This window comes from Polynucleobacter necessarius (genome assembly GCF_900095175.1).
GTDB lineage: Bacteria > Pseudomonadota > Gammaproteobacteria > Burkholderiales > Burkholderiaceae > Polynucleobacter > Polynucleobacter necessarius_I.
The window spans coordinates 1155201-1178271 of record NZ_LT606946.1 but is presented as its reverse complement, the minus strand read 5'-3'; the positions used below and the strand labels follow the sequence as shown (position 1 = coordinate 1178271).

Genomic DNA, 23071 nt, shown 5'->3' with positions numbered 1-23071 from the left:
CATCGCCGCACTCAATCCCTAATCTAGCTTAGCCAAACTGCTCAAATTTTCTTGGGCAGTTTTCTTAGGCGACTCTTAATTATTTAGTGATTACTCTAATTCTAATTTCTGCTTAGTAACAACTTCTTTGTAGGTCGCAAGCTCTGCAGCCATTTCCTTGGAGAAGGCCTCGGGACCATTCACATTAATGATGGAGCCAGTATCTTCAATCCGTTTTCTGACGGCAGGATCTAAGACTGCCTTTTGAGCAGCTGCATAAATCTTGTCTACAACATCTTTAGGCAGGCCTGCAGGCCCTAAGAGACCGTAGTAAGCCATTCTGTTGGCTGGTGCTAAGCCTACCTCAGCAAATGTAGGCACATTTGGCAAGATCGCCAGGCGTTTTGGTGCAGCAATAACAATCGGAATGAGTCGACCATCTTTGATGAAGGGAAGGGCAGAAGGTAGGTTGTCAAACATGATGGGCACGTGACCAGCTACAACATCAACGAGGCCGGGGCCTGCACCACGGCAAGGAATATGAACAATATAGGTTCCAGTCAAACTCTTAAATAATTCTGTTTGCATATGACCTATGCCACCAGTGCCTGAGCTCGCATAGGAATATTTGCCAGGATTCTTTTTGATGACCTCGATAAAGGTTTTGTAATCTCTTGCTGGGAATGATGGGTTCACCACAATCACATTAGGTGTTGCCGCAATATTGGTAATTGCTGTGAAATCCTTCAGCGGGTCGTAACCAATCCTGGTATTAATTGCAGGATTAGAAGCTGTAGTAGAAATGGTAGCCATGCCTAAGGTGTATCCATCCTTAGGGGCACGTACCACTTCTAGTGCACCAAGAGAGCCACCATCGCCAGCTTTGTTTTCAACAATGACAGATTGACCGAGTTGCTTACCTAAAGGCTCGGCCATACTGCGTGCAATGATGTCGGCGCTTCCACCGGGGGCAAACGGCACAACGATTTTGATGGGTTTGCTAGGATAGTTTTGAGCGATCGCTCCTAAACTAATGAGTGAACCACAGGCTATCGCAATCAATTTACTTGTTAATGTCATCACTTGTTCTCCAAAATAGGCAATTCATGGGAATTGTTGATTTATTCCCTGTATTTAGGATAGTAGACAACTGAGCTCATCCAAAAAGGATCTTTTCCCTATTTTGGGGTGAGGATTGGACTCGAAACCCCAAAAAAGCAAAAAGCCCTTATAAATAAGGGCTTAGAGCTGTAATTCTTGGTTGCGGGGGCAGGATTTGAACCTACGACCTTCGGGTTATGAGCCCGACGAGCTGCCAGACTGCTCCACCCCGCGTCTGAAGCTAAAATTCTACCATTTTTTAGGGCTCCTTGTCGAGATATACCTGTAAATAGAGCTTAAATAAGCGGTTTTGAGGGGTAAATATCCTCCCTGAGTCAACCTGCATAAGGAGTAACATATTGCCATGCAACATCACCTTAAGGTTTTGAGATGTCCATCATTAGCAATCCAGAGTTTTCTAGCTCCACACTTTTGAACCCAGTTGAGGTTCATGGAACGGGCGGCGAGCATAAAAAAGCCTCGGCGTCATGATGCTTGCGGCTATTGGTGTCGTCTTTGGTGACATTGGTACCAGCCCGCTCTATGCGCTGAAAGAATGTTTTGATCCTCAGCATGGTATTGCGTTCACACCAGAAGTGCTCTTTGGCGTGATTTCCATGATGATCTGGGCCCTGATTTTGGTAGTGACAGTGAAGTATGTCTTGTTCGTTATGCGAGCAGATAACAAGGGGGAGGGTGGCGTTCTCTCGCTGATGGCTCTTGCATTGCGCTCTTTCGATAGCAAATCAAAAAGTTACTTCTTCTTCATGATTATCGGCATGTTTGGTGCATGCATGCTCTTGGGTGAGTCTGTTATCACGCCGGCAATTTCTGTTTTATCTGCAGTAGAAGGTATTGAGATTGCCGCACCCGCTTTGCATAAATTCATTATTCCGATTTCATTGGTGATTTTGGTTGCCTTGTTTCTGATACAGAAACAAGGCACTGCAGCCGTAGGTAAGTTATTTGGACCGGTTACCTTGGCATGGTTTTTAACTCTCGCTGTATTGGGCATTATTAATATCGGGGGTGCACCTCAGATCATTGAGGCATTTAATCCTGCGTATGCCGTGCGTTTCATCATTGACCATCCAACCACTGCTTATATTGTGATGGGTGCAGTTGTATTGGTTGTGACTGGTGTTGAGGCACTGTACTTGGATATGGGCCACTTCGGACGTACCCCAGTGCGTTACGCTTGGCTGCTTGTGGTGCTGCCTAGCTTGTTAATTAATTATTTGGGTCAAGGTGCTTTAGTTTTGTCTAACCCAGAGGCAATTAAAAACCCGTTCTATTTAATGGTTCCAGATTGGGCTTTGTGGCCAACAGTGGGTTTAGCTACTGCTGCTACTGTGATTGCTTCGCAGGCAGTTATCTCTGGCGCTTACTCGCTGGTAAGTCAGGCTATCTTGCTTGGCTTTATGCCGCGTATGAACATCTTGCACACATCTGATTCTGAGCAGGGGCAGATTTATATTCCGATTGTCAACTGGGCCTTACTCTTCATGGTGGTTGCAACGGTTGTTTCCTTTAAAGGTTCCATGAATCTAGCAGCGGCATACGGTATTTCGGTAACTACAACCATGCTGATTACAACCATTCTGCTAGCTGTAGTGATGTTCCGTGAATGGAAGATGAACATCATTTTGGTGAGCTTTGTCACGATCGCATTTTTTGTAGTTGACCTTGCATTCTGGACTGCGAACTTAATTAAAATTAAAGATGGCGGTTGGTACCCATTGGCGCTCGGTTTGCTGTGCTTCACTTGCCTCATTACTTGGTTCAGGGGCCGTCAGATTTTGCGTAAGCGCGCTATGGAAGAGGGTATTCAGCTGGGCAGCTTCATCGAGTCCTTGCTCAAGCATCCGCCGCATCGGGTTGAGGGTGCTGCTGTGTTCCTGACGGCACATGTTGATTACTTGCCAGTTTCTTTCTTGCATAACCTCAAACATAACCACGTTCTACATGAGCGAGTTTTCTTCTTGAAGGTCAGCATTTGGGATGTGCCTTATGTCAGCGATGAAGAGCGCATCACCATGAAGGATCTTGGTGGCAACATCCATGTAGTGCGTGCAATCTATGGTTTTAAAGAAACTCCAGACATGGGCTCCATTATTGATTTGATTGAGAAAACTTTCGGTATGAAGTTTGATTTAATGAACACTTCATTCTTCCTGTCGCGCGATACGATCGTTCCATCAGCAATTCCGGGTATGGCAATATGGCGTGAACGCCTGTTCTGTTGGATGTATCAAAATGCCGGTCGCCAATCTGACTTCTTCAAGATTCCTGCCAATCGCATAGTTGAGCTGGGCGCAAAGGTCGAGATTTGATAAAGCCCGTCACCTTGCGCTCTCTGATTTCATTAGGGGCATTCCTGCTTGCGTGCTCCTTCAGCGCTTTAGTGCTGGCTACCCCTGCTGAAGAAGCTCAGCTTGAGCAGCTCGACAAGATTGAACGTAAACTGGAGTTGCAACGCGATTGGGCTAAATACCGTTGGGAAAAAACCAACTCTGAGTGCTATCAAAAGTATTGGGTGAACAGTTGCCTGAAAGATTCTCGTGCCCAGTATCGTAAAGAGATTGATCCGATACGCGTACAAGAGGTGGAGTTGCATGAAGTCCAGCGTAAGTTACGCACCAGTATTAAGGATCAGCGCGATGCCGCTAAGATCGCCGAGCGCGCCTCTGCTGAAAAAGCAGCTGAGCGTGTAGCCAATCAGAAAGAATTTGAAGAGAAGCAAAAGGCAGCAGCTGCTCGTGCAGCAGATGTAGAGCAACGTCGCAAAGATGCACCTAAGCGTGCTCAAGAGAATAAAGCGGGCACACAGCTCGATTAATTGATTTTTACTGCTGCACTCACTTATTAATTACTGGGTAATACTTTGGCCAAGATTAAAACAATCTATATCTGTCAGTCATGCGGTGGAACCTCTGCTAAGTGGCAAGGACAATGCCCTTCATGCCAGGCATGGAATACGCTAGAAGAAGGTTTGCCTGAGGTGAGCTCGAATACCCGTTTTCAGGGTTTAGCGCAGTCACTCCCTCGTCAAAAACTTTCCGCTATCAGTGCTGAAGATCTCCCGCGCTTTAGTACTGGCGTCGAAGAGTTTGATCGTGTGTTGGGTGGTGGATTAGTTCCTGGTGGAGTTGTTTTGTTAGGCGGAGATCCAGGTATTGGTAAATCAACCTTACTACTACAGGCGCTTGCAGAGATGAGTGCTGCTGGCATGAATGTTCTTTACAGTAGCGGTGAAGAATCTGCTGCGCAAATTGCATTACGAGCAAAACGGATTGCATTGGATGCCCCTCAATTAGAAGTACTGGCAGAAATTCAGCTGGAAAAACTCTTATCCATTATGGATACGGTGAAGCCGCAGGTCTTGGTGGTGGACTCTATTCAGACCTTATATTCAGAAGTATTGAGTTCAGCTCCAGGTTCTGTTGCGCAAGTGCGCGAGTGTGCTGCGCAACTGACGAGAGCTGCAAAATCCAGTGGCATCTGTGTCTTGATGGTGGGGCATGTGACAAAAGATGGTCACTTAGCTGGTCCCCGTGTGCTTGAGCACATTGTCGATACAGTTCTCTACTTTGAGGGTGATACTCACTCTTCGTTTAGATTGGTGCGCTCGATTAAAAACCGTTTTGGCGCAGTCAATGAGCTCGGTGTATTTGCCATGACTGAAAAAGGTTTGCGTGGTGTTGCTAATCCTTCTGCCATTTTCCTATCCCAGCATGCGGAGATGGTGCCTGGTGCCTGTGTATTGGTAACGCAAGAGGGTAGTCGCCCACTCTTGGTAGAAATTCAGGCTTTAGTAGATACAGCGCATATCCCTAATCCAAGAAGATTGGCGGTTGGACTAGAGCAAGCTCGTCTTGCAATGTTGTTGGCCGTCTTGCATCGTCATGCTGGTATAGCGTGCTTTGATCAAGACGTCTTCTTAAACGCAGTGGGTGGCGTGAAGATCTCCGAGCCAGCAGCTGACTTGGCAGTGTTATTAGCAATTCAATCTTCAATTCGGAATAAAGCCTTGCCTAAAGAGTTAATTGTCTTTGGTGAGGTTGGTTTGGCTGGAGAGATTCGACCATGTCCACGTGGCCAGGAGCGCCTGAAAGAAGCGGCTAAGCTTGGCTTTACGGTGGCAATTATTCCGAAGGCCAATATGCCAAAGATTCCGGGATTAAGGGTGATACCAGTAGAGCGAATTGATCAAGCCATCTCTGCCGCTGCGGAGCTCAGCTAAGACCTTAGTAAGTTAACGTAAGTCTTCCGCTTGAATGAGTAGGACTTGCTCATCGCCCGCAGATACTTCCATCCAAATGACAGGTATCTGTAAGAATGCCTTTTTAAAGTGCTCATACTCATTGCCAATCTCAATCAGAATGGCACCACGCTCAGATAGGTAGTCAGGAGCGCCGGCAATAATCTTGCGAATGAGATCCATGCCGTCATCACCACCTGCTAATGCGAGAGCAGGCTCTGCATGATATTCAGCTGGAAGTGCCTTCATGGAATCCGCATTGACGTAAGGCGGGTTGCAAATGATGAGGTCAAACAGATTATCTTCATGGGGCTCTGGTAGCGCATCCCAGAGATCACCTTCAAAAAGTTCTACTTGAGAAGTAAGGCCATGGCGATCCAGGTTGCGAGATGCCACTGCTAATGCAGGCAGGCTAATATCACAAGCGCTGACATGAATATCTGGGCAGGATAAAGCCAGCAAAATTGCTAGAGAGCCATTGCCAGTGCAAAGATCAAGTGCTTTGCCATCGGCAGGTAGCCAAGGCCCTAGTGAGCCATCTGCGATAAGTTCCGCAATCCATGAGCGGGGAACAATACTCTGCTCGCTAGAGAAAAATGGCACACCCATTAACCAGGCTTCACCCAAGATATAAGCCAAGGGCTTGCGTGTAGAGATGCGAGTTTGTGCAACTTCAAAAGTGCTAGCAATTTGCTCGGCAGTCATGATCTGCTCTAGGTGATCGAGTGCATTAGAAGGGCTGAGATCTACTTGTTTGCTGACAATCCACAGAGCTTCGCTCTGGGCATCAATGGCGCCATGACCGTAATGTAAATCTGCCGCTTCTAGTCGTTGTGCAATTTGATCAATGCATTGATCAAGAGATAGAGATTGCTGGGGCGCAGGGTCCATTAGGAATTGATGTCGGAAGTAATTAGCTGAATACGTTTAAGCAACGAGTTGCTCGAGAGTCTTGCGGAAGATATTTTTGAGTGGCACAACATCATCCACATTTACACACTCATCAATTTTGTGGCTCGTCGCATTAATCGGGCCAAACTCAACCACCTCTTTGCAAATTTTTGCAATGAAGCGGCCATCACTTGTGCCGCCAGTGGTAGAGAGTTCGGTATCGATTTTGGTTTCGGATTTGATGGCTTTGCGTAGAGCGCCAGCAAGGGCGCCATCACCGGTGATAAATGGACTGCCGCCTAAGACCCAATCAATTTCAAACTCAAGACCAGCGGCGGTAAGGATCGCTTCTAGGCGGCTACGTAACTCTTCTGGCTTGCTCTCAGTGGAGAAGCGGAAGTTGAAATCCACCACCAACTCGCCAGGAATGACATTGTTGGCACCAGTGCCCGCATGAATATTGGAAATCTGAAAGCTTGTTGGTTGGAAATATTCATTACCTTTATCCCACTCAGTCTCGACTAGTGCCTGAATCGCTGGCGAGGAGATGTGAATCGGATTTTTGCCAAGGTGAGGATAGGCAATATGCGCCTGAATACCCTTGATTCGAAGCTTGCCTGAGAGTGAGCCACGACGACCATTTTTAATCATATCGCCTAGTTGATCAACTGAGGTAGGCTCACCAATCACGCAGTAATCCAAACGTTGTCCATGCTTTTGTAAGCGATCACACATGATGACGGTGCCATCGTTCGCTGGACCTTCTTCATCACTGGTAATCAAAAAGGCAATCGAGCCTTTGTGATTGGGGTGGGTAATGACAAATTCTTCTGTGGCGACCACAAAGGCAGCTAGTGAGGTCTTCATGTCCGCAGCGCCACGACCATAGAGCATGCCATCCCGAATGGTTGGGGTAAATGGATCATTAGTCCACTTTTCCAATGGACCGGTAGGTACCACGTCAGTATGGCCTGCAAACATTAAGACTTCACCTTGATCGCCTGATGTACCTTTTTTGATTGCCCAAAGATTAGTGACCTGGAAATTCTCAGGACCACTGATAACGCTTTCTGTATGAAAGCCAATTGCTTGAAGGCGATGGGCAATGAGCTCCTGACAGCCTCCGTCCGCTGGGGTTACCGAGCGGCAGGAGATGAGGGCTTCAGTTAACTCAAGGGTAGCGCTCATAGATCTAGCTTAATCACGCAATAGTTCGTTAATGGCAGTCTTTGCTCTGGTTTGAGCATCTACCTTCTTCACAATGATCGCAGCGTACAGGCTGTATTTACCGCAAGCTGAAGGCAGGGAGCCTGGCACCACAACAGAGCCTGCTGGTACGCGACCGTAATGGATCTCACCAGTTTCACGGTCATAGATCTTTGTGCTTTGACCAATATAAACACCCATGGAGAGCACAGCGTTTTCTTCAATAACCACACCTTCAACGACCTCAGAGCGGGCGCCGATAAAGCAGTTATCTTCAATAATGACTGGGCCAGCTTGGATTGGCTCTAAAACACCGCCAATACCAACGCCACCAGAAAGGTGAACGTTTTTACCGATTTGGGCGCATGAGCCTACTGTTGCCCAGGTATCAACCATGGTGCCTTCACCGACATAAGCGCCAATATTGACGTAGGAAGGCATTAAAACGGCGTTTTTGCCTATAAATGAGCCACGACGAGCCATTGCAGGGGGAGCTATGCGGAATCCGCCATTGGCGAAGTCTTCTGCGGTGTAGTTCTCAAACTTGCTAGGCACCTTATCGTAGAACTGGGTATAGCCACCAGCACTCATGGGTTTGTTGTCTTCCAGGCGGAAAGAGAGCAAAACTGCCTTCTTTACCCACTGGTTTACTTCCCATTTACCGACGCTACGGCGTTCAGCCACACGAATACTGCCCGTATTCAGGCCTTCGAGAACGGCGTTCACGGCGTTGCGGATTTCCCCAGAAACGGCTTCAGGAGAGAGGTTTGCGCGGTTTTCCCAGGCTTGTTCGATGATGCTTTGTGGTGATTGGCTCATGCTTTTCAGTTAACTATCAGATTGTTAAGGGGTTTTGCCCCTGGAAGTAGATTAGTCATTATATCGGTGGGGCAAAAACCCGTGTGAGGAGCCCTAAGCTTGCTATCATCTTCCCACTTTAGTAATAATTTTTTACCCCCTTATTTGAACCCCTTTTTTCCCTGCAAAGTACGCCGTGCAACTGAAATCCATCAAACTTTCCGGCTTTAAGTCATTCGTCGATCCAACCCACTTTGAAATGCCAGGTCAATTGATCGGTGTTGTGGGTCCTAACGGCTGCGGAAAGTCGAACATTATTGACGCTGTACGTTGGGTTTTGGGTGAGTCTCGCGCTAGTGAGTTGCGTGGCGAATCGATGCAGGACGTTATTTTTAATGGTTCTGGTTTGCGTAAACCATCTGGCCGTGCCAGTGTGGAACTCATTTTTGATAATTCAGAAGGGCGCGCTCAAGGTCAGTGGAGTGCTTTTACAGAATTAGGTATTAAACGTGTTCTGACGCGTGATGGCAATCCCAGTTATTACGTCAACAACCAAGTCGTACGCCGTAAAGACATTCAAGATATTTTCTTGGGCACTGGTATGGGTCCAAGAGGTTATGCCATCATTGGCCAGGGCACCATCAACCGCATCTTGGAAGCTAAGCCAGAAGAGTTACGTGTTTTCTTGGAAGAAGCTGCGGGCGTTTCTAAATATAAAGAGCGTCGCAAAGAAACCGCTTCACGTCTAGAGGACACAAAAGAGAACTTAGTTCGCGTAGAGGATATTCTGCGTGAGCTCGATCAGCAACTCAACCGCTTAGAGAAACAAGCAACAGTAGCTGAGCGCCATGCTGAACTGTCTACTGAGATGAAGTCTCAACAGCAGTTGCTCTGGTTTGTTCGTCAGACCGAAGCCGGTAAAGAGCAGGAGCGTCATGCCAATGGTATTCGTGATACTCAAGTCAATCTGGAAGAGCAGACAGCAAAAATGCGTCATGCTGAAACTGAGCTTGAGACTATGCGCACACAACAATACGCATTGCAAGATAAGGTTTCTGAGGCGCAAGGTGATTTGTATCAAACCAATGCTGATGTCAGTCAAGTAGAGTCACAGATTCGTTACGTGCAAGAAGCGCGTCAGCGTTTGCAACAGCAATCTCAAGATTTACAGGCTCAACTTCAGCGTTGGACTGTTCAAGAAACAGATGCTGCGCAAGCACAACGCACTGCTGAGCAAGAACTCAGTCTAGCTGCTGAAAAAGAGCAAACATTAGTAGCCGATTTATCTGGCCTACAAGAGCAAATGCCGGCGCGTGAAGAGGCTTATCAAATTCATGCACGCGAACTCAATGATGCTCGTGAGAGCTTAGCAACGATTGATCAGCGTTTGGCGAGTTTAGGTGAGCGTGTTAAAGCTATTACTACTCAAGTAGAAGAGCTCAAAGGGCGCGATACCCGTCTTGAGGCTGAGCTTGCAGGTATGCGCAGACCTGATGCTGAAGCATTGCAAATGGCAATCGATCGCCATGCCATGGCTCAGCGCAAAGTCGACGAAGCAAGACAAAAAGCAGGCGAAGCGCAACAACGCGTTCCAGCTGCGGATGAGGCTCGCAACACTGCGCAACAACAAATTCAGTCGGCTAACCAAGAGCTGGCTCAAACCGAAGCAAAGCTCACCGCATTAACTACATTGCAAGCTAGCGTTCAAGCTCAAGGCAAAATCGGCCCATGGCTTGAAAGCAAAGGTTTAAAAGAGAGCAAGCGTTTGTGGCAAGAGCTCAAAGTGGAGAGTGGTTGGGAAGCTGCTTTGGAGTCTGTGTTGCGCGAGCGTTTGGCTGCCGTTACAGCCAAGAGTGTTCAAGAAACTTTAGCTTTAGCAAATGATGCTCCTCCGAGCCGTTTAGCGATTTTGTTAACAGAAGATATTTCTCCTGCGCACACTAATGTGCCAGCAGATTTCACGCCTTTGTTGACTCGTGTTCAGAGCGCAGGGGCACCGGGTGTTGCTGCCGTATTACAAGAGTGGTTAGATAACATCTATATTGCCAATAGCTTGGAAGATGCATTGCATCGTCGCGAAAAGTTACCTGCTGGCGGTGCTTTTGTTACCCAACAAGGTTATTTGGTCAGTCGTGTGGGCGTCCAGTTGTATGCAGCCGACTCTGAGCAGGCTGGCATGTTGGCACGCGCTCAAGAGATGGAGGGTCTCGAGAAGCAATTGCGCGCACAGAAATTAATTCAAAGTGAGTTGCAAGGTGAGTTGGATCAATCTGTTGCCAACTATCAGGCTGCACACCAAGCTGCTGAACAAACCCGCATTGCTGCTGAGCAAGCCGTCCAAGAAGTACACGGCTTTGAAGTAGAAAGAATGCAGTTAACTCAAGCTGAAGAAAAGTACAACCAACGCTCTGAACAAATTCAGGGTGAGTTAAGTGAGTTGCGTCAGCAGATGGAGCAATTGACTCAAACTCAAGAGCAGTCTGCGGAAGAGCTTGCTCAGTCAGAAGAATCTAAGCAAGGCCTACAAGAAAATTTGGCGATTGCTCAAGAAAAACTCGAGTTAGCTACTCAAGAGCGTGATCGTCTGCGTGAAGCTTTGCGCTCATCCGAGATGTCAGCTCAAGAGGCAGCATTTGCCACCCGTTCTTTGCAGCAACGTATTGCAGATTTGCAACGCGATCAAAGTACTGCACGTGTGCAGATTATGGAGATTCAGGATAAGCAGGCCACTTTCGAGCAAGAGCTTGAGACGCTCAGTGATGAAGAAGCGCAAGATAAATTACAAGGTCTCTTATTGGCTCGCAGTGCTCACGAAGCCGCCTTGGCGAATGCCCGTACTGAACAAGATGCGTTATTACATCAATTACGTGAAGCGGATGAAGTGCGTTTACAGATTGAGCGTAGCCTTCAGCCAATGCGTGACAAAGTGGTCGATTTACAGTTGCGTGAACAGGCTGCCCGTTTGAACTTTGAACAGTTTGCGACCTTACTGTCAGATGCTGAAGCAGACCTTACTGCATTAGAAGCTAGCTTTAGTCCTGATCTCAAAGTGGGGGCATTGCAAACCGAAGTTAACCGCTTAAATTCCGAGATTCAATCTTTAGGCCCAGTCAATATGGCTGCCTTGGATGAGTTATCTAGCTCACGTGAGCGCAAGCAGTTCTTGGATGCACAGTCTGCTGACTTGAACGAGGCAATGCAGACTTTGACGGATGCGATTGCCAAGATCGATGCAGAAACCCGTGATCTCTTGCAAGGCACCTTTGATCAGGTCAACACCCACTTCGGAAAACTATTCCCTGAGCTATTCGGTGGTGGTCATGCTGAGTTGGTAATGACTGGTGAAGAGATTCTCGACGCTGGCGTGCAAGTGATGGCTCAACCTCCAGGCAAGAAGAATAGTTCTATCTACTTGCTCTCTGGCGGTGAAAAGGCCTTGACCGCGATTGCCTTGGTCTTCTCCTTATTCCTCCTCAATCCTGCACCGTTCTGTTTGCTCGATGAGGTTGATGCACCATTGGATGATGCGAACACCTTGCGTTATGCGCAGATGGTTGCCAAAATGTCTAATAAGACTCAATTTGTATTTATCTCACATAACAAGATCACTATGGAAATTGCGCATCAGTTGATTGGTGTCACCATGCAAGAGCAGGGTGTATCTCGTATTGTGGCGGTGGATATTTCTTCTGCGGTATCTATGGTGGAGGCAGCTTAAGTGGATCTAGAGCAATTCATGGCAATGCTAGGTTTGTCTGATTTGCAGTTCGCTTTGGCTGTTATTGGCCTACTGATTCTGATTTCAGTAGCCGTTCTCAATCTCAAATACGCGCGCGCGCGCCGCAAGGCAAAAGCTGCTAGTGAATACTCTACTGATGATCGTTTTGCCAAAGAGCCTTCTTTTGGCCAGGGTTTTGCTGAGGCTGGAGAGCGTTCCGAGCCTTCTTTTGGTGAGATAAATCTCCCGGCAGTGTCCGCCCCAGAAACTTTTTCAATTGATCCTCGGATCGATTGCGTTATCACTCTGTGTTTCGACGAGGGTATTAGCGGTGTTGAAATTCTCGATGAAATGAGGTCATGGGCTGATGAGCCATCTAGCTCAACAGCTCGTTGGATGTGCGAAGGCTTAAATGCGGATGTTGATGCCACTGAAGATTGGGAAGCTTTGCGCCCAGAAGCGTCTTATTCTGAGTTGCAATTGGCAATTCAATTGGCTAGCCGTCGTGGTCCGATTGGCGTTCTAGAGTTATCTGATTTTTGTTCCCGGGCTCAAGCGCTTGCGGACGCCCTGGGCTCTCAAATTGATATGCCAAGCGTTAGCACTATGCGCGAGAGCGCTAAAGAGCTTGATGTTATGGCTGCTGAGAGTGATATTCAATTGAGTATCAATGTATTGTTCGATGAGCCAACTCCTGGAGCTAACTTCGATGTCTTGATGCGCAAGCGTGGCTTTAGACTTTCTCGAAATGGTCGAGCTTATGAGTTCTTTAGTAATGGCATGCTCATCTTTACTAGTGCAGAAATCGATCCTAATGCACCTGTCAAACAAGTGACTCTATTGTTGGAAGTGCCTTTGGTATCCCATGATGAGCGTGCTTTTGAGCGTATGTTGGGTGAAGGTATTGAGATTGCCCAAGCTGCCCACGGTCGCTTGGTAGATGACAACGGCATTAATCTGACTGAAGCTGCAGTGATCAATATTCGCCAGCATCTTGATGTTTTGTATGCCAATCTTGAGAAGGGCGGCGTTGCAGCTGGCTCTTCTACTGCTAGCAGACTCTTTAGCTAAGGAACCGCTTTGTCGTCTTCAAGTCCGACAAACTTAGCGGATCGCTACGTATTCTTGCAAACTGAGTTGGCGCGCCTTGAGCATGCTTACTACGTTTTAGATAACCCCATAGTTCCTGATAGTGAGTACGACCGACTTTATCGGGAGTTGCTTGATATCGAAGCTGCGCATCCTGAGTGGGTAACTTCAGATTCGCTTTCACAAAGGGTGGGCGGTACTGCGTTAAAAGAGTTTGATTCAGTTACCCATGCCGTGCCGATGCTTTCTTTAAACAATGCGTTTGAAGATGCTGAGTTGATTGCCTTTGATCGACGTTGTCGTGAGGGTTTGCATGCTGATCATGTGGATTACGCAGGCGAACTCAAATTTGATGGTTTGGCAATCTCTCTGCGCTATGAAGATGGATCATTGGTGAGGGCTGCTACTCGTGGTGATGGCGCTAGTGGTGAAGATGTCACTGCCAACATAAAAACAATTCGCGCTATTCCACTTAAGCTCTCTAGGGACAATATCCCAAAAGTATTAGAAGTGCGTGGTGAAGTCTTTATGTATCTCAAAGACTTCCAAAAAATGAATGAACAAGCTGCTGCCCAGGGTGAGAAGGAGTTTGCCAATCCCCGTAATGCAGCAGCCGGGAGCTTACGTCAACTCGATTCCAAAATTACCGCCAAAAGACCGCTCTCATTCTTTGCTTATGGACTTGGAGCGCTGGAGCCACAATCTTGGCTTCCAAAAACCCATGAAGAGTTGCTCAACGCTTACGTCAAGCTGGGTTTGCCAGTTTGCTCAGAGCGCCGCGTTCTCAAATTTGTAGAAGAGATTTTGGCTTTTTACAACGAAGTTGGTGCAAAGCGCGATTCTTTGCCTTATGACATTGATGGTGTGGTCTACAAGGTCAACTCCTTTGCAGAGCAAGCCAAGTTAGGCTTTGTATCCAGAGCTCCACGCTTTGCCTTAGCCCATAAGTTCCCAGCGCAAGAAGCCTTAACTACTGTACTCGGCATTGATGTGCAGGTTGGGCGCACAGGCGCCATTACTCCAGTCGCGAGACTTGCTCCAGTGGAAGTAGGAGGTGTTACCGTCACCAACGCTACGCTCCACAACGAAGATGAAGTGAAGCGTAAAGATGTACGTATTGGCGACACCGTTTCTGTTAGAAGAGCAGGGGATGTGATTCCTGAGGTGGTTTCGGTAGTAAAAGAGCGTCGACCAGCTAATGCAGCAGAGTTTGTAATGCCAACACATTGCCCTGTATGTGATTCACATATTGAGCGTTTAGCTGATGAAGCAGTTGCCCGTTGTAGTGACGGATTATTCTGCGGGGCACAACGCAAGCAGGCGTTAATTCATTTTGTTCATAGACGTGCATTGGATATTGAAGGTTTGGGTGAAAAGATCGTTGACCAATTAGTCGATCACAATTTAGTTCGAACGCCGGCTGATCTTTACCGTCTCGGTTTTACCGCCATTGCGAATCTGGAGCGCATGGGTGAGAAGTCTGCAGATAACCTCATACAGGCAATTAATCAATCCAGAAACACAACGCTAGCGAGATTTATCTTTGCCTTAGGTATTCGTCATGTAGGCGAGACTACCGCTAAAGACTTGGCTAATCACTACCAATCCATGCACGCCCTGATGGATGCCAGTCTCGAGGACTTGCTAACAGTTAAAGATGTTGGCCCCGTAGTAGCTGACTCCATTACCAGCTTTATGGAAGAGGCCCATAACCGCGAAGTCATTGAGCAACTCCTAGCCTCGGGAATGCAGCTCTCTGTCGAAGAAAAAGTCATCAGTGCAGCTGTAGCAGGAAAAACCTTTGTACTCACAGGCACATTCCCAACCATGACAAGAGATGAAGCAAAAGACTTGCTCGAAAAGGCTGGTGCTAAGGTTGCTGGATCAGTCTCCAAGAAAACCGACTATGTAGTTGCTGGAGCTGACGCTGGTAGCAAGCTCACTAAAGCAGAAGAGTTGGGTATTCCTGTCATTGATGAAGCGGCTATGGTAGCGCTCCTCAAGTAGGCTATTTCCTACATAAACATCAGGTAGGCATTTATGTTTCCCGTCGATAAGCTTAAGGCTTTGGGGAAAAAATGACACGATATTCTGAATCAAAAAATCCTTTTTTATTGCCACTTCTAATGGTTTTAGTTGTAATCTCTATGTTAGCAACCGACATATATTTACCTGCTATTTCATCTGCGGGAGAAGATCTGATTGCTGACCACTCCGCATTAATGTTGACTTTGACTTCTTATATGGCTGGTTACTCTATTAGCCTACTGCTTTCGGGAGTGCTTTCAGATGTATATGGGCGAAGACTAATAATTCTGTGCGGCATTTTAATATTTGCCCTGGCTAGCCTGGCAAGCTGTTTTATTACTTCAGTCGAGCAGTTGACCTGGTGTCGATTTTTTCAGGCTCTTGGTGGGGGATGTAGCACTCTTTTGGCTAGGGTAATCGTCAGGGATTTGTATGATTTCAAATCTCAAGTGCGAGTTCTAAGTTATTTGGCAGCAGGTCTAATTGCATCTCCAATTTTGGGCCCAATTATTGGGGCGAATCTAACCATGCAATATGGCTGGAGATCTGTATTTTATGCGCTTACATTATTTTCATTTATCTCATTCGGACTTATTTATATGTTTATGAAAGAGTCTAAGCCGATTGAGCTCGGTGGTAGTGACTTGTTGATCGGTAATATTTTCAAGAAGTACTTAAAACTGCTAACATACCATGAATTCCTTTTTCATACACTAGTTATTAGCTTTGCCTAGACCGTGTACTTTTCATTTATCTCTTCCTCTCCAGGATTAATTCAAAAAATCTACAAATTGAGCCCTTTGGAGTACAGCTATCTCTTTTCCCTATCGATTAGTGGGTACATACTTGGTACGGTCTTTATTCGTCGCAATATTGAGCGCATGGATCTTAAGGATTTGATTTGCTTTTCCGGGTTCATAATTTTAATTTCAACATCCTTTCTTGCCATACTCTCTTTGCTAAATATAGACTCACTCCTTATATTATTGCCTTGCATTTTTCTTGCATTATTTGGAGTTGGCATCATTTTCCCTGCTACTCAAGCAGGTGTGACGAGGTCATTTAAAACAGATATTGGATTAATTTCAGGATTGTTTTACTCTGTTGAGATGATGTTTGGTGCATTTGCGAGTTTTATTCTTTCGAGCTTTTCTAGTGCCTCATGGGTATCTACCTCGCTGCTGATGCTATGTGGCGCCCTCATGATTGTTGCTATAACTTGTCTAGATCGGTTTTCAAGCTTCAGGCTCATCGGTCGCCGTACAAAAAAGATTTTGTGATGGATCCCCAATTAACTTTTGCAGCACTTTCACGGAAAATACTTGCCTCTGAAAATCCATTCTCAAGAGCCAATCGGATGGGTCACATCACAGCAAGTGGTCTGGTTATCAGGGATGGAAGCATTCTCCTTATCTTTCATCCTTATATTAAGCAATGGTTCCAGCCTGGTGGCCATATTGATGATGGGGAGGGGGGCATTCAGGCAGCGATTCGTGAAGTCTTTGAAGAGACTGGTGTGGTTTGTGAATCTCTCAGCGGATTCTTAGATCCTATAGATATTGATTTGCATGAGATTCCCGAGAATCCAAAGAAGGGTGAAGACTCACATTTACACATCGATCTTTTATTTGCATTGCAGGTGATTGAAGAGCAAGAATCTCCTGAAGAGATTAAAAAGGCATGGGTACCTTTTGCTCAAGTTAGCAGCTCACGTATTCAGCGAGCATTGCTAAAACTACAAGGCCAGACTTAGGCCCCTAAAGCCTCTAGTAAATCCGTTTCCAACAAGATCTGTAATTTTGGATTCTTGCTCAAGTTAGCTGCATCCAATAGGAATACGTCTTCTACTCGCTCACCCAGGGTGTTAATGCGTGCGGTATGTAATGAGACTTGGTATTTGGCCAAGACTCTAGATATTGCATACAGTAGGCCGGTGCGATCGCTGGCTGAGAGAGACAGTGCGTAGTAATGACCACGTTCATCTGGAATCATATGAACGCGTGGCTGGATAGGGAATGTACGAGACTGTCTTGAGAGTCTTCCCATGCTGGGTGAGGGCAGTGGATCATTGTTTTGCAGCGCGGCTGTCAGTTCATATTCCACTAACTGTATGAGGTCGCGGTAACTGCCGCCTTCATCTACCAAATTACTACCTGAGATTTGGAATGTATCCAGTGCATACCCGTGCTTTGTTGTGTGAATGCGTGCATCCCAAATCGAGAAGCCATGACGCTCAAAGTAAGCACAAATTCTGGCGAAGAGATCTTCTTGGTCTTTGACGTAGACAGCAATTTGCAAGCCTTCGCCAACTGGAGAGAGGCGAGCCCGTACAACTGGAATTTCACTATCCACCTTGTTGTAGAGATGACGTGTAAGCCAGGCAATATCTGCCGTATCTTGACGCAAGAAGAATGCAACATCTAATTGCTTCCATAAATTCTCGTAGGCAGAGTCCTCAATTGCATAGAGACGTAGCTTGGCACGGGATTCTTCTTGATGCTGAGCGAGTTCGGAAGAAGCATCTGGTTTTGCGCCACCCAATACTCGCAAGGTTACGCGATAGAGGTCTTCCAATAGTTTGCCTTTCCAGGCATTCCAGACTTTAGGGCTAGTTCCGCGGACGTCGGCAACAGTTAAAAGATATAGCGCAGTAAGGTGACGTTCATCACCCACCTTTTTAGCAAAGGCTTGGACTATCTCTGGATCGGTAATATCTTGCTTCTGAGCAACTTGACTCATATTCAAGTGTTCTGCAACCAACCATACCAATAACTCGGTATCCGCTTTATCCAAACCATGATCTTTTGCGAACTTACGCATATCTGCTTTGCCAAGCTCGGAGTGATCACCACCACGTCCTTTGGCAATGTCATGAAATAGGGCGGCAATCACCAATAGCCAAGGTTTTTCAAAATGGGCAATCAGGCTACTGCAGAAAGGGAATTCATGGGTATGCTCAACCACCATAAAGCGGCGCACATTACGCAGCACTATCAAGATATGCTGGTCGACTGTGTAAACGTGAAACAAGTCATGCTGCATCTGACCAACAATTTTTCTAAAGGCGGGCAAATAGCGGCCGAGAACACTGGTGCGATTCATGAGCTGGAAGGCCCGACTCACTCCTTCTGGCTCTTTCAGAATCTCAATAAATAGTGCGCGGTTGACTGGATCTTTGCGCCATTTACTATCCATCTTCTGGCGGGCGTTGTATAGCGCTCTAAAGATCGTTGCAGACAAGCTCTTAACATTTGCTGTTTGTGCAAACACCAAAAAGGTTCTCAGAATTTTCTCTGGATGCTTCTGAAATAGTTCGGGGTCGTTGATATCCAAGACACCTTGACGTTCAATAAAGCACTCATTACCTTCACCAGCAATTGCATGAGTTGTTTTGGACTCTTGGGGGAAGAGAAGTGCTTCAATATTTTGTAGCAGCACATCATTTAATTGATTAACCGCTTTAGCTGCCCAATAGTAGCGACGCATGATGGCTTCGCTGGCTAGTCTGGAGGATTCTTCTTTAATCCCCATCGCTGCGGCAAGTGGCGCTTGTAAGTCAAACGCCAATACATCTTGCCTACGCTTTGCAAGGAGATGCAAGTTAGCGCGTAGGGTTTCTAAAAAACGCTGGTTGCGATTGAGTTCAGTTAACTCACGTTGAGTTACCAGGCCAGCAAGGCTAAGATCTTTAAACGTATTGCCTAGGTGCGCTGCTTTACTGACCCAGGAGATGACCTGTAAGTCCCGCAGTCCACCAGAACTCTCTTTGCAATTGGGTTCTAAAGAGTAGGGCGTATCTTGGTATTTGTAATGACGTTGGATTTGCTCTGCTAGCTTGGCCTGAAAGAATGACTTGGGATCTAAAGTCTTTTCATAAACAGATTCAAATTCTTTGAAGAGGGCTTTCTTACCGCAAATGAGTTGTGATTCCAGTAGGGAGGTGCGAACGGTGATGTCTTGCTCAGCCTCAGAGACGCACTCAGCAACGGTTCTAACGGATGAGCCAATCTCTAAGCCAGTATCCCAACATTGCGCTACAAACTTTTCAATCTTGGCGACTAATACTTCTTCGAAGAATTTCTTATCCTCAGGCAGCAGAATCAGAATATCGATATCGGAGTAGGGAAACAGTGCGCCTCTACCGAACCCACCTACCGCTACCAGAGAAGCATCTGTATTTAGGTCACATGAATTCCATAAACTCATCAGGAGTTCATCACTGAGCTTGCTCAATTGCTTGGTTAATCGTCCAACAACTTGATGCTCACGAAAATCAGCATAGACCAACTCTCGAGCAGCTCTTAAGCTAGCAACGTCTGCAATAGGTTTCATCGCTGCGAGAGGTTGACCTATTGCGTTTGAACTAATTGATTAATTAAGCGTTGGCTATGCTTGGTCTAAATGAAAGACCTTTCACACAATCAGGAGCGGGATTGCTACCCTCTGACCAAGTGAGTACCTCAACACCAGTAGCCGTTACCAAAAGCGTGTGCTCCCATTGTGCAGAGAGGCTGCGATCTTTAGTCTTCACTGTCCACTGATCGGGCATGGTGCGAATGTCGCGCTTGCCAGCATTAATCATCGGCTCGATAGTGAAGGTCATGCCTTCTTTCAATTTTTCGCCAGTGCCAGGGCGGCCATAGTGAAGAATCTGAGGGTCTTGATGAAATACCTTGCCAATGCCGTGCCCACAATATTCTCGTACGACGGAGTAACCAGCGTTTTCTGCATGCTGTTGAATGACGTGACCAATATCACCAAGCGATGCACCAGGCTTAACTTGGGCAATGCCAAGCCACATACATTCAAAAGTAATTTGAGTAAGACGTTTCGCTAATACTGAAACTTCACCAACCATAAACATACGGCTGGTATCGCCGTAGTAGCCATCTGGCGTAATCACAGTGATATCGAGATTCACGACGTCACCAGTTTTTAAAATCTTCTCGCCAGGAATGCCATGGCAAATCACATCATTGACTGAAGTGCAGATAGATGCCGGAAAGGGTGGGTAGCCTGGTGGCTGATAGTTCAGCGGGGCTGGAATGGTCTTTTGGACATCGCGCGTGTACTCGTGGCAAATGCGATCCAATTCAGCTGTGCTCACGCCGGCTTTAACGTGCGGGGCTACGTGGTCAAGAACTTCACTGGCTAGGCGGCCAGCCTCGCGCATCCCTTGGATGTCTTTTTCGGCGGTAAATACACTATTCATGCCTTGATTATCAACGACTTGGGGCTTTTTGGCAGAGTCGTAGCGCCTAATTAATAGGCAGATGCACCATTTAACGGCATTTCTGAGTAGCCTTTCTGGTCAAAAACTAGGGGTGGGGTGTCTAGATCATTGATATTTAAGCTATAATTCCGTTCTCAGGTCAATTTAGATCTGAAATCGCGGGTTGAGCCTTCCAGGGTGGCGTTTTTTAGCGCAGCTAGGACTCAATCTTAGAAACGAACCCTTAGGAGAAGTTATGTCAGTAACCATGCGTCAAATGCTGGAAGCCGGTTGCCATTTTGGTCACCAAACCCGTTTCTGGTCCCCAAGAATGGCCCCTTACATTTTCGGCCATCGCAACAAAATTCACATCATCAACTTAGAAAAAACATTGCCAATGTTTCAGGACGCCCTGAAATTTGCAAAACACGTTGCTGCTAATCGTGGAACTATCTTATTCGTTGGTACTAAGCGTCAATCACGCGAGATCATTGCTGAAGAAGCTGCTCGTGCTGGTATGCCTTACATCGACAGCCGCTGGTTGGGCGGTACGCTCACTAACTTTAAAACTGTTAAAGGCTCCCTCAAGCGTTTGAAGGATATGGCAGTTGCTAAAGAAGCTGGCGATTGGGAAAAGCTTTCTAAGAAAGAAGCTTTGACTAACGATCGCGATCTCGACAAGTTGCAAAAAGCGCTTGGCGGTATTCAAGATTTGAACGGCTTTCCTGATGCGATTTTCGTAGTGGACGTTGGCTATCATAAGATTGCCATTACCGAAGCTAACAAGCTTAGTATCCCTGTTATCGCTGTGGTTGATACCAACCACTCACCAGAAGGTATTGATTACATCATTCCTGGTAACGATGACTCCAGCAAGGCTGTTCTTCTCTACGCTCGTGGCATTGCTGACGCAATCCTCGAAGGTAAATCAAACTCTGTTCAAGAAATCTTGACTGCTGTTAAAGAAGGCGAAGAAGAGTTTGTTGAAGAAGGGAAAGCTGAATAATGGCTGCTATTACCGCTGCAATGGTTGGCGAGTTACGCGCCAAGACTGATGCTCCGATGATGGAGTGCAAAAAAGCATTGACTGAAGCTGATGGCGACATGGCTCGTGCAGAAGAAATTTTGCGTGTAAAGCTTGGTAGCAAGGCTGGTAAGGCGGCATCCCGCGTTACTGCTGAAGGTATTGTTGCTTCATCTATTAATGGCACTACAGGTGCTTTGCTTGAAGTGAACTGCGAGACTGACTTTGTTTCAAAGAACGATGATTTCTTGGCATTTACACAAGCCTGCGCAAACCTGATTTCTGAAAAGAATCCAGCTGACGTTGCTGCATTACTTGCATTGCCAATGAATGGTCAAACTGTTGATGAAGTTCGTAGCGCCTTGATCGGTAAGATCGGCGAGAACATCATGCCACGTCGCTTCAAGCGTTTTGCTGGTAGCAACAAGTTGGTTTCTTACCTTCACGGCACTCGTATTGGTGTGATGGTTGAGTTTGAAGGCGACGAGACTGCAGCTAAAGACGTGGCAATGCATATTGCTGCAATGAAGCCAGTGGCTTTGTCGATGGCTGATGTTCCTGCTGAAGCAATTGCTGTTGAGCGTAGTGTTGCTGTTCAAAAAGCTGCTGAGTCTGGCAAACCACCAGAAATCGTTGAGAAGATGGTTGAAGGTTCTATTCAGAAGTACCTCAAAGAGGTTTCTTTGTTGAACCAAACTTTCGTTAAAAACGACAAGCAAACTGTTGAGCAAATGCTCAAGGCCGCCAACACCACAATCAAGGGTTTCACCATGTTTGTTGTGGGTGAGGGCATTGAGAAGCGTCAAGACGACTTTGCAGCTGAAGTTGCTGCTCAGGTTGCCGCTGCTAAAGGCGCTTAATTAGCTCAAAAACTGCTGAGCTTGCCCAGTAAGGCTGTAATACCCAAAAGGGCATGGAAATCTTGGTTTCTATGCCCTTTTGTTTGATCTATGCCAAGCCCTTTATAATTTGGGCAAGTTATTAAAAAGTACTTAAAGATCAATAAGCTAAGCAAGTAAATTGCTTGGCAAATTACGGAAAATAAAACGATGCCAGCCTACAAACGTGTTCTCTTAAAACTCTCTGGTGAAGCCCTCATGGGGGATGATGCTTTTGGCATCAATCCAGTCACTATTGATTCCATGGTGAAAGAAATTGCCGATGTAGTGAATAGCGGTGTTCAGTTGGCAATCGTGATCGGCGGCGGAAATATTTTCCGCGGTGTAGCAGGTGGTGCGGCAGGTATGGATCGTGCAACTGCTGACTACATGGGAATGCTTGCCACTATGATGAACTCACTTGCACTGCAAGATGCTTTGCGCCAAAAAGGTGTTGAAGCGCGAGTGCAATCTGCTCTCAGAATGGATCAAGTAGTTGAGCCTTACATTCGCCCTCGTGCAATTCGTGCATTGACTGAAGGCAAGGTAGTGATTTTTGCTGCAGGTACAGGCAATCCATTCTTTACTACTGATACGGCAGCAGCCTTACGCGGTGCTGAGATGGCGGCAGAGATTGTTCTGAAGGCCACTAAGGTAGACGGTATTTACAGCGCCGATCCAATGAAGGATCCAACGGCTACTCTTTACAAGACAATTACTTTTGATGAGGCCATCATCAAAAACTTGCAAGTGATGGATGCAACTGCTTTTGCATTGTGTCGTGATCGCAAATTACCCATCAAAGTGTTTTCAATTCTCAAGCCAGGCGCATTGATGCGTGTGGTTCAGGGTGAATCTGAAGGCACTTTAGTACACGTTTAATAGG

18 protein-coding genes and 1 tRNA gene are annotated in these 23071 nt (G+C 46.6%); 12 read left to right on the top strand and 7 right to left on the bottom strand.

All coding sequences use genetic code 11. The annotated features are described in order from the left end of the window. Positions 1-90: 90 nt before the first annotated feature. Both DXE44_RS06100 and DXE44_RS06095 read right to left on the bottom strand, forming a co-directional pair. Positions 91-1059, bottom strand: coding sequence for a tripartite tricarboxylate transporter substrate binding protein BugE (locus tag DXE44_RS06100; protein ID WP_114653492.1), 969 nt, complete (start codon positions 1057-1059; stop codon positions 91-93). 178 nt (positions 1060-1237) lie between these two features. Then, positions 1238-1314: transfer RNA gene (locus DXE44_RS06095), tRNA-Met, on the bottom strand. 254 nt (positions 1315-1568) lie between these two features. Here DXE44_RS06095 and DXE44_RS06090 point away from each other — a divergent pair. From DXE44_RS06090 to radA, 3 genes are read left to right on the top strand one after another with little or no spacing between them, the layout of a single operon-like run. Beyond that, positions 1569-3413, top strand: a complete 1845-nt coding sequence (locus DXE44_RS06090) for a potassium transporter Kup (protein WP_415065264.1) — start codon at positions 1569-1571, stop codon at positions 3411-3413. A 14-nt stretch (positions 3414-3427) separates the two neighbouring features. Further along, on the top strand, positions 3428-3919 hold the full coding sequence (locus tag DXE44_RS06085; RefSeq protein ID WP_114653490.1) for a hypothetical protein: 492 nt from the start codon (positions 3428-3430) through the stop codon (positions 3917-3919). Positions 3920-3964: 45 nt separating this feature from the next. Continuing rightward, positions 3965-5323: a DNA repair protein RadA gene (gene radA, locus DXE44_RS06080; RefSeq protein ID WP_114653488.1), complete on the top strand. Its 1359-nt coding sequence runs from the start codon at positions 3965-3967 to the stop codon at positions 5321-5323. Positions 5324-5335: 12 nt separating this feature from the next. Here radA and prmB read toward each other — a convergent pair whose 3' ends face one another. The 3 genes from prmB to dapD are packed head-to-tail and all read right to left on the bottom strand — an operon-like array spanning position 5336 to position 8257. Next, positions 5336-6232: a 50S ribosomal protein L3 N(5)-glutamine methyltransferase gene (gene prmB / locus DXE44_RS06075; RefSeq protein ID WP_114653486.1), complete on the bottom strand. Its 897-nt coding sequence runs from the start codon at positions 6230-6232 to the stop codon at positions 5336-5338. A 36-nt stretch (positions 6233-6268) separates the two neighbouring features. After that, a complete protein-coding gene (dapE, locus tag DXE44_RS06070) occupies positions 6269-7420 on the bottom strand; it encodes a succinyl-diaminopimelate desuccinylase (protein ID WP_114653484.1) in 1152 nt (383 codons plus the stop codon). A 9-nt stretch (positions 7421-7429) separates the two neighbouring features. Further along, complete coding sequence (dapD, locus tag DXE44_RS06065; RefSeq protein ID WP_114653482.1) at positions 7430-8257, bottom strand: 2,3,4,5-tetrahydropyridine-2,6-dicarboxylate N-succinyltransferase; 828 nt, start codon at positions 8255-8257, stop codon at positions 7430-7432. Positions 8258-8432: 175 nt separating this feature from the next. Between dapD and smc the strand changes: the two genes are divergently transcribed. The 6 genes from smc (at position 8433) to DXE44_RS06035 (ending at position 16824) form a co-directional block, all read left to right on the top strand. Next, entirely contained in the window at positions 8433-11954 is a 3522-nt protein-coding gene (smc, locus tag DXE44_RS06060; RefSeq protein WP_114653480.1) for a chromosome segregation protein SMC, read from the top strand. An 18-nt stretch (positions 11955-11972) separates the two neighbouring features. After that, the gene (locus tag DXE44_RS06055) at positions 11973-13025 is read left to right on the top strand and encodes a cell division protein ZipA C-terminal FtsZ-binding domain-containing protein (protein ID WP_114654373.1); all 1053 of its coding nucleotides are present in this window, start codon (positions 11973-11975) and stop codon (positions 13023-13025) included. Between the two features lie 9 nt (positions 13026-13034). Continuing rightward, on the top strand, positions 13035-15050 hold the full coding sequence (gene ligA, locus DXE44_RS06050; RefSeq protein ID WP_114653478.1) for an NAD-dependent DNA ligase LigA: 2016 nt from the start codon (positions 13035-13037) through the stop codon (positions 15048-15050). 71 nt (positions 15051-15121) lie between these two features. Then, entirely contained in the window at positions 15122-15805 is a 684-nt protein-coding gene (locus DXE44_RS06045) for an MFS transporter (protein ID WP_114653476.1), read from the top strand. Between the two features lie 3 nt (positions 15806-15808). Next, positions 15809-16351 (top strand): MFS transporter, encoded by a 543-nt coding sequence (locus DXE44_RS06040; protein WP_114653474.1) that lies wholly within the window; start codon positions 15809-15811, stop codon positions 16349-16351. Further along, positions 16351-16824: an NUDIX hydrolase gene (locus tag DXE44_RS06035; RefSeq protein WP_114653473.1), complete on the top strand. Its 474-nt coding sequence runs from the start codon at positions 16351-16353 to the stop codon at positions 16822-16824. Before DXE44_RS06040 ends, DXE44_RS06035 begins: the two co-directional genes overlap by 1 nt. Here the strand turns inward: DXE44_RS06035 and DXE44_RS06030 are convergent. Together DXE44_RS06030 and map are read right to left on the bottom strand one after the other, a co-directional pair. Beyond that, a complete protein-coding gene (locus DXE44_RS06030) occupies positions 16821-19403 on the bottom strand; it encodes a [protein-PII] uridylyltransferase (RefSeq protein WP_114653471.1) in 2583 nt (860 codons plus the stop codon). The genes DXE44_RS06035 and DXE44_RS06030 overlap by 4 nt on opposite strands. A 43-nt stretch (positions 19404-19446) precedes the next feature. Further along, complete coding sequence (map, locus tag DXE44_RS06025) at positions 19447-20283, bottom strand: type I methionyl aminopeptidase (RefSeq protein ID WP_114653469.1); 837 nt, start codon at positions 20281-20283, stop codon at positions 19447-19449. Between the two features lie 256 nt (positions 20284-20539). Between map and rpsB the strand changes: the two genes are divergently transcribed. The 3 genes from rpsB to pyrH all read left to right on the top strand — a co-directional run bounded on the left by rpsB (position 20540) and on the right by pyrH (position 23067). Continuing rightward, complete coding sequence (gene rpsB, locus DXE44_RS06020; RefSeq protein ID WP_114654372.1) at positions 20540-21289, top strand: 30S ribosomal protein S2; 750 nt, start codon at positions 20540-20542, stop codon at positions 21287-21289. Further along, entirely contained in the window at positions 21289-22167 is an 879-nt protein-coding gene (tsf, locus tag DXE44_RS06015) for a translation elongation factor Ts (protein ID WP_114653467.1), read from the top strand. Before rpsB ends, tsf begins: the two co-directional genes overlap by 1 nt. Positions 22168-22356: 189 nt before the next feature. Next, positions 22357-23067, top strand: a complete 711-nt coding sequence (pyrH, locus tag DXE44_RS06010; RefSeq protein WP_114653464.1) for a UMP kinase — start codon at positions 22357-22359, stop codon at positions 23065-23067. Positions 23068-23071: the final 4 nt, after the last annotated feature.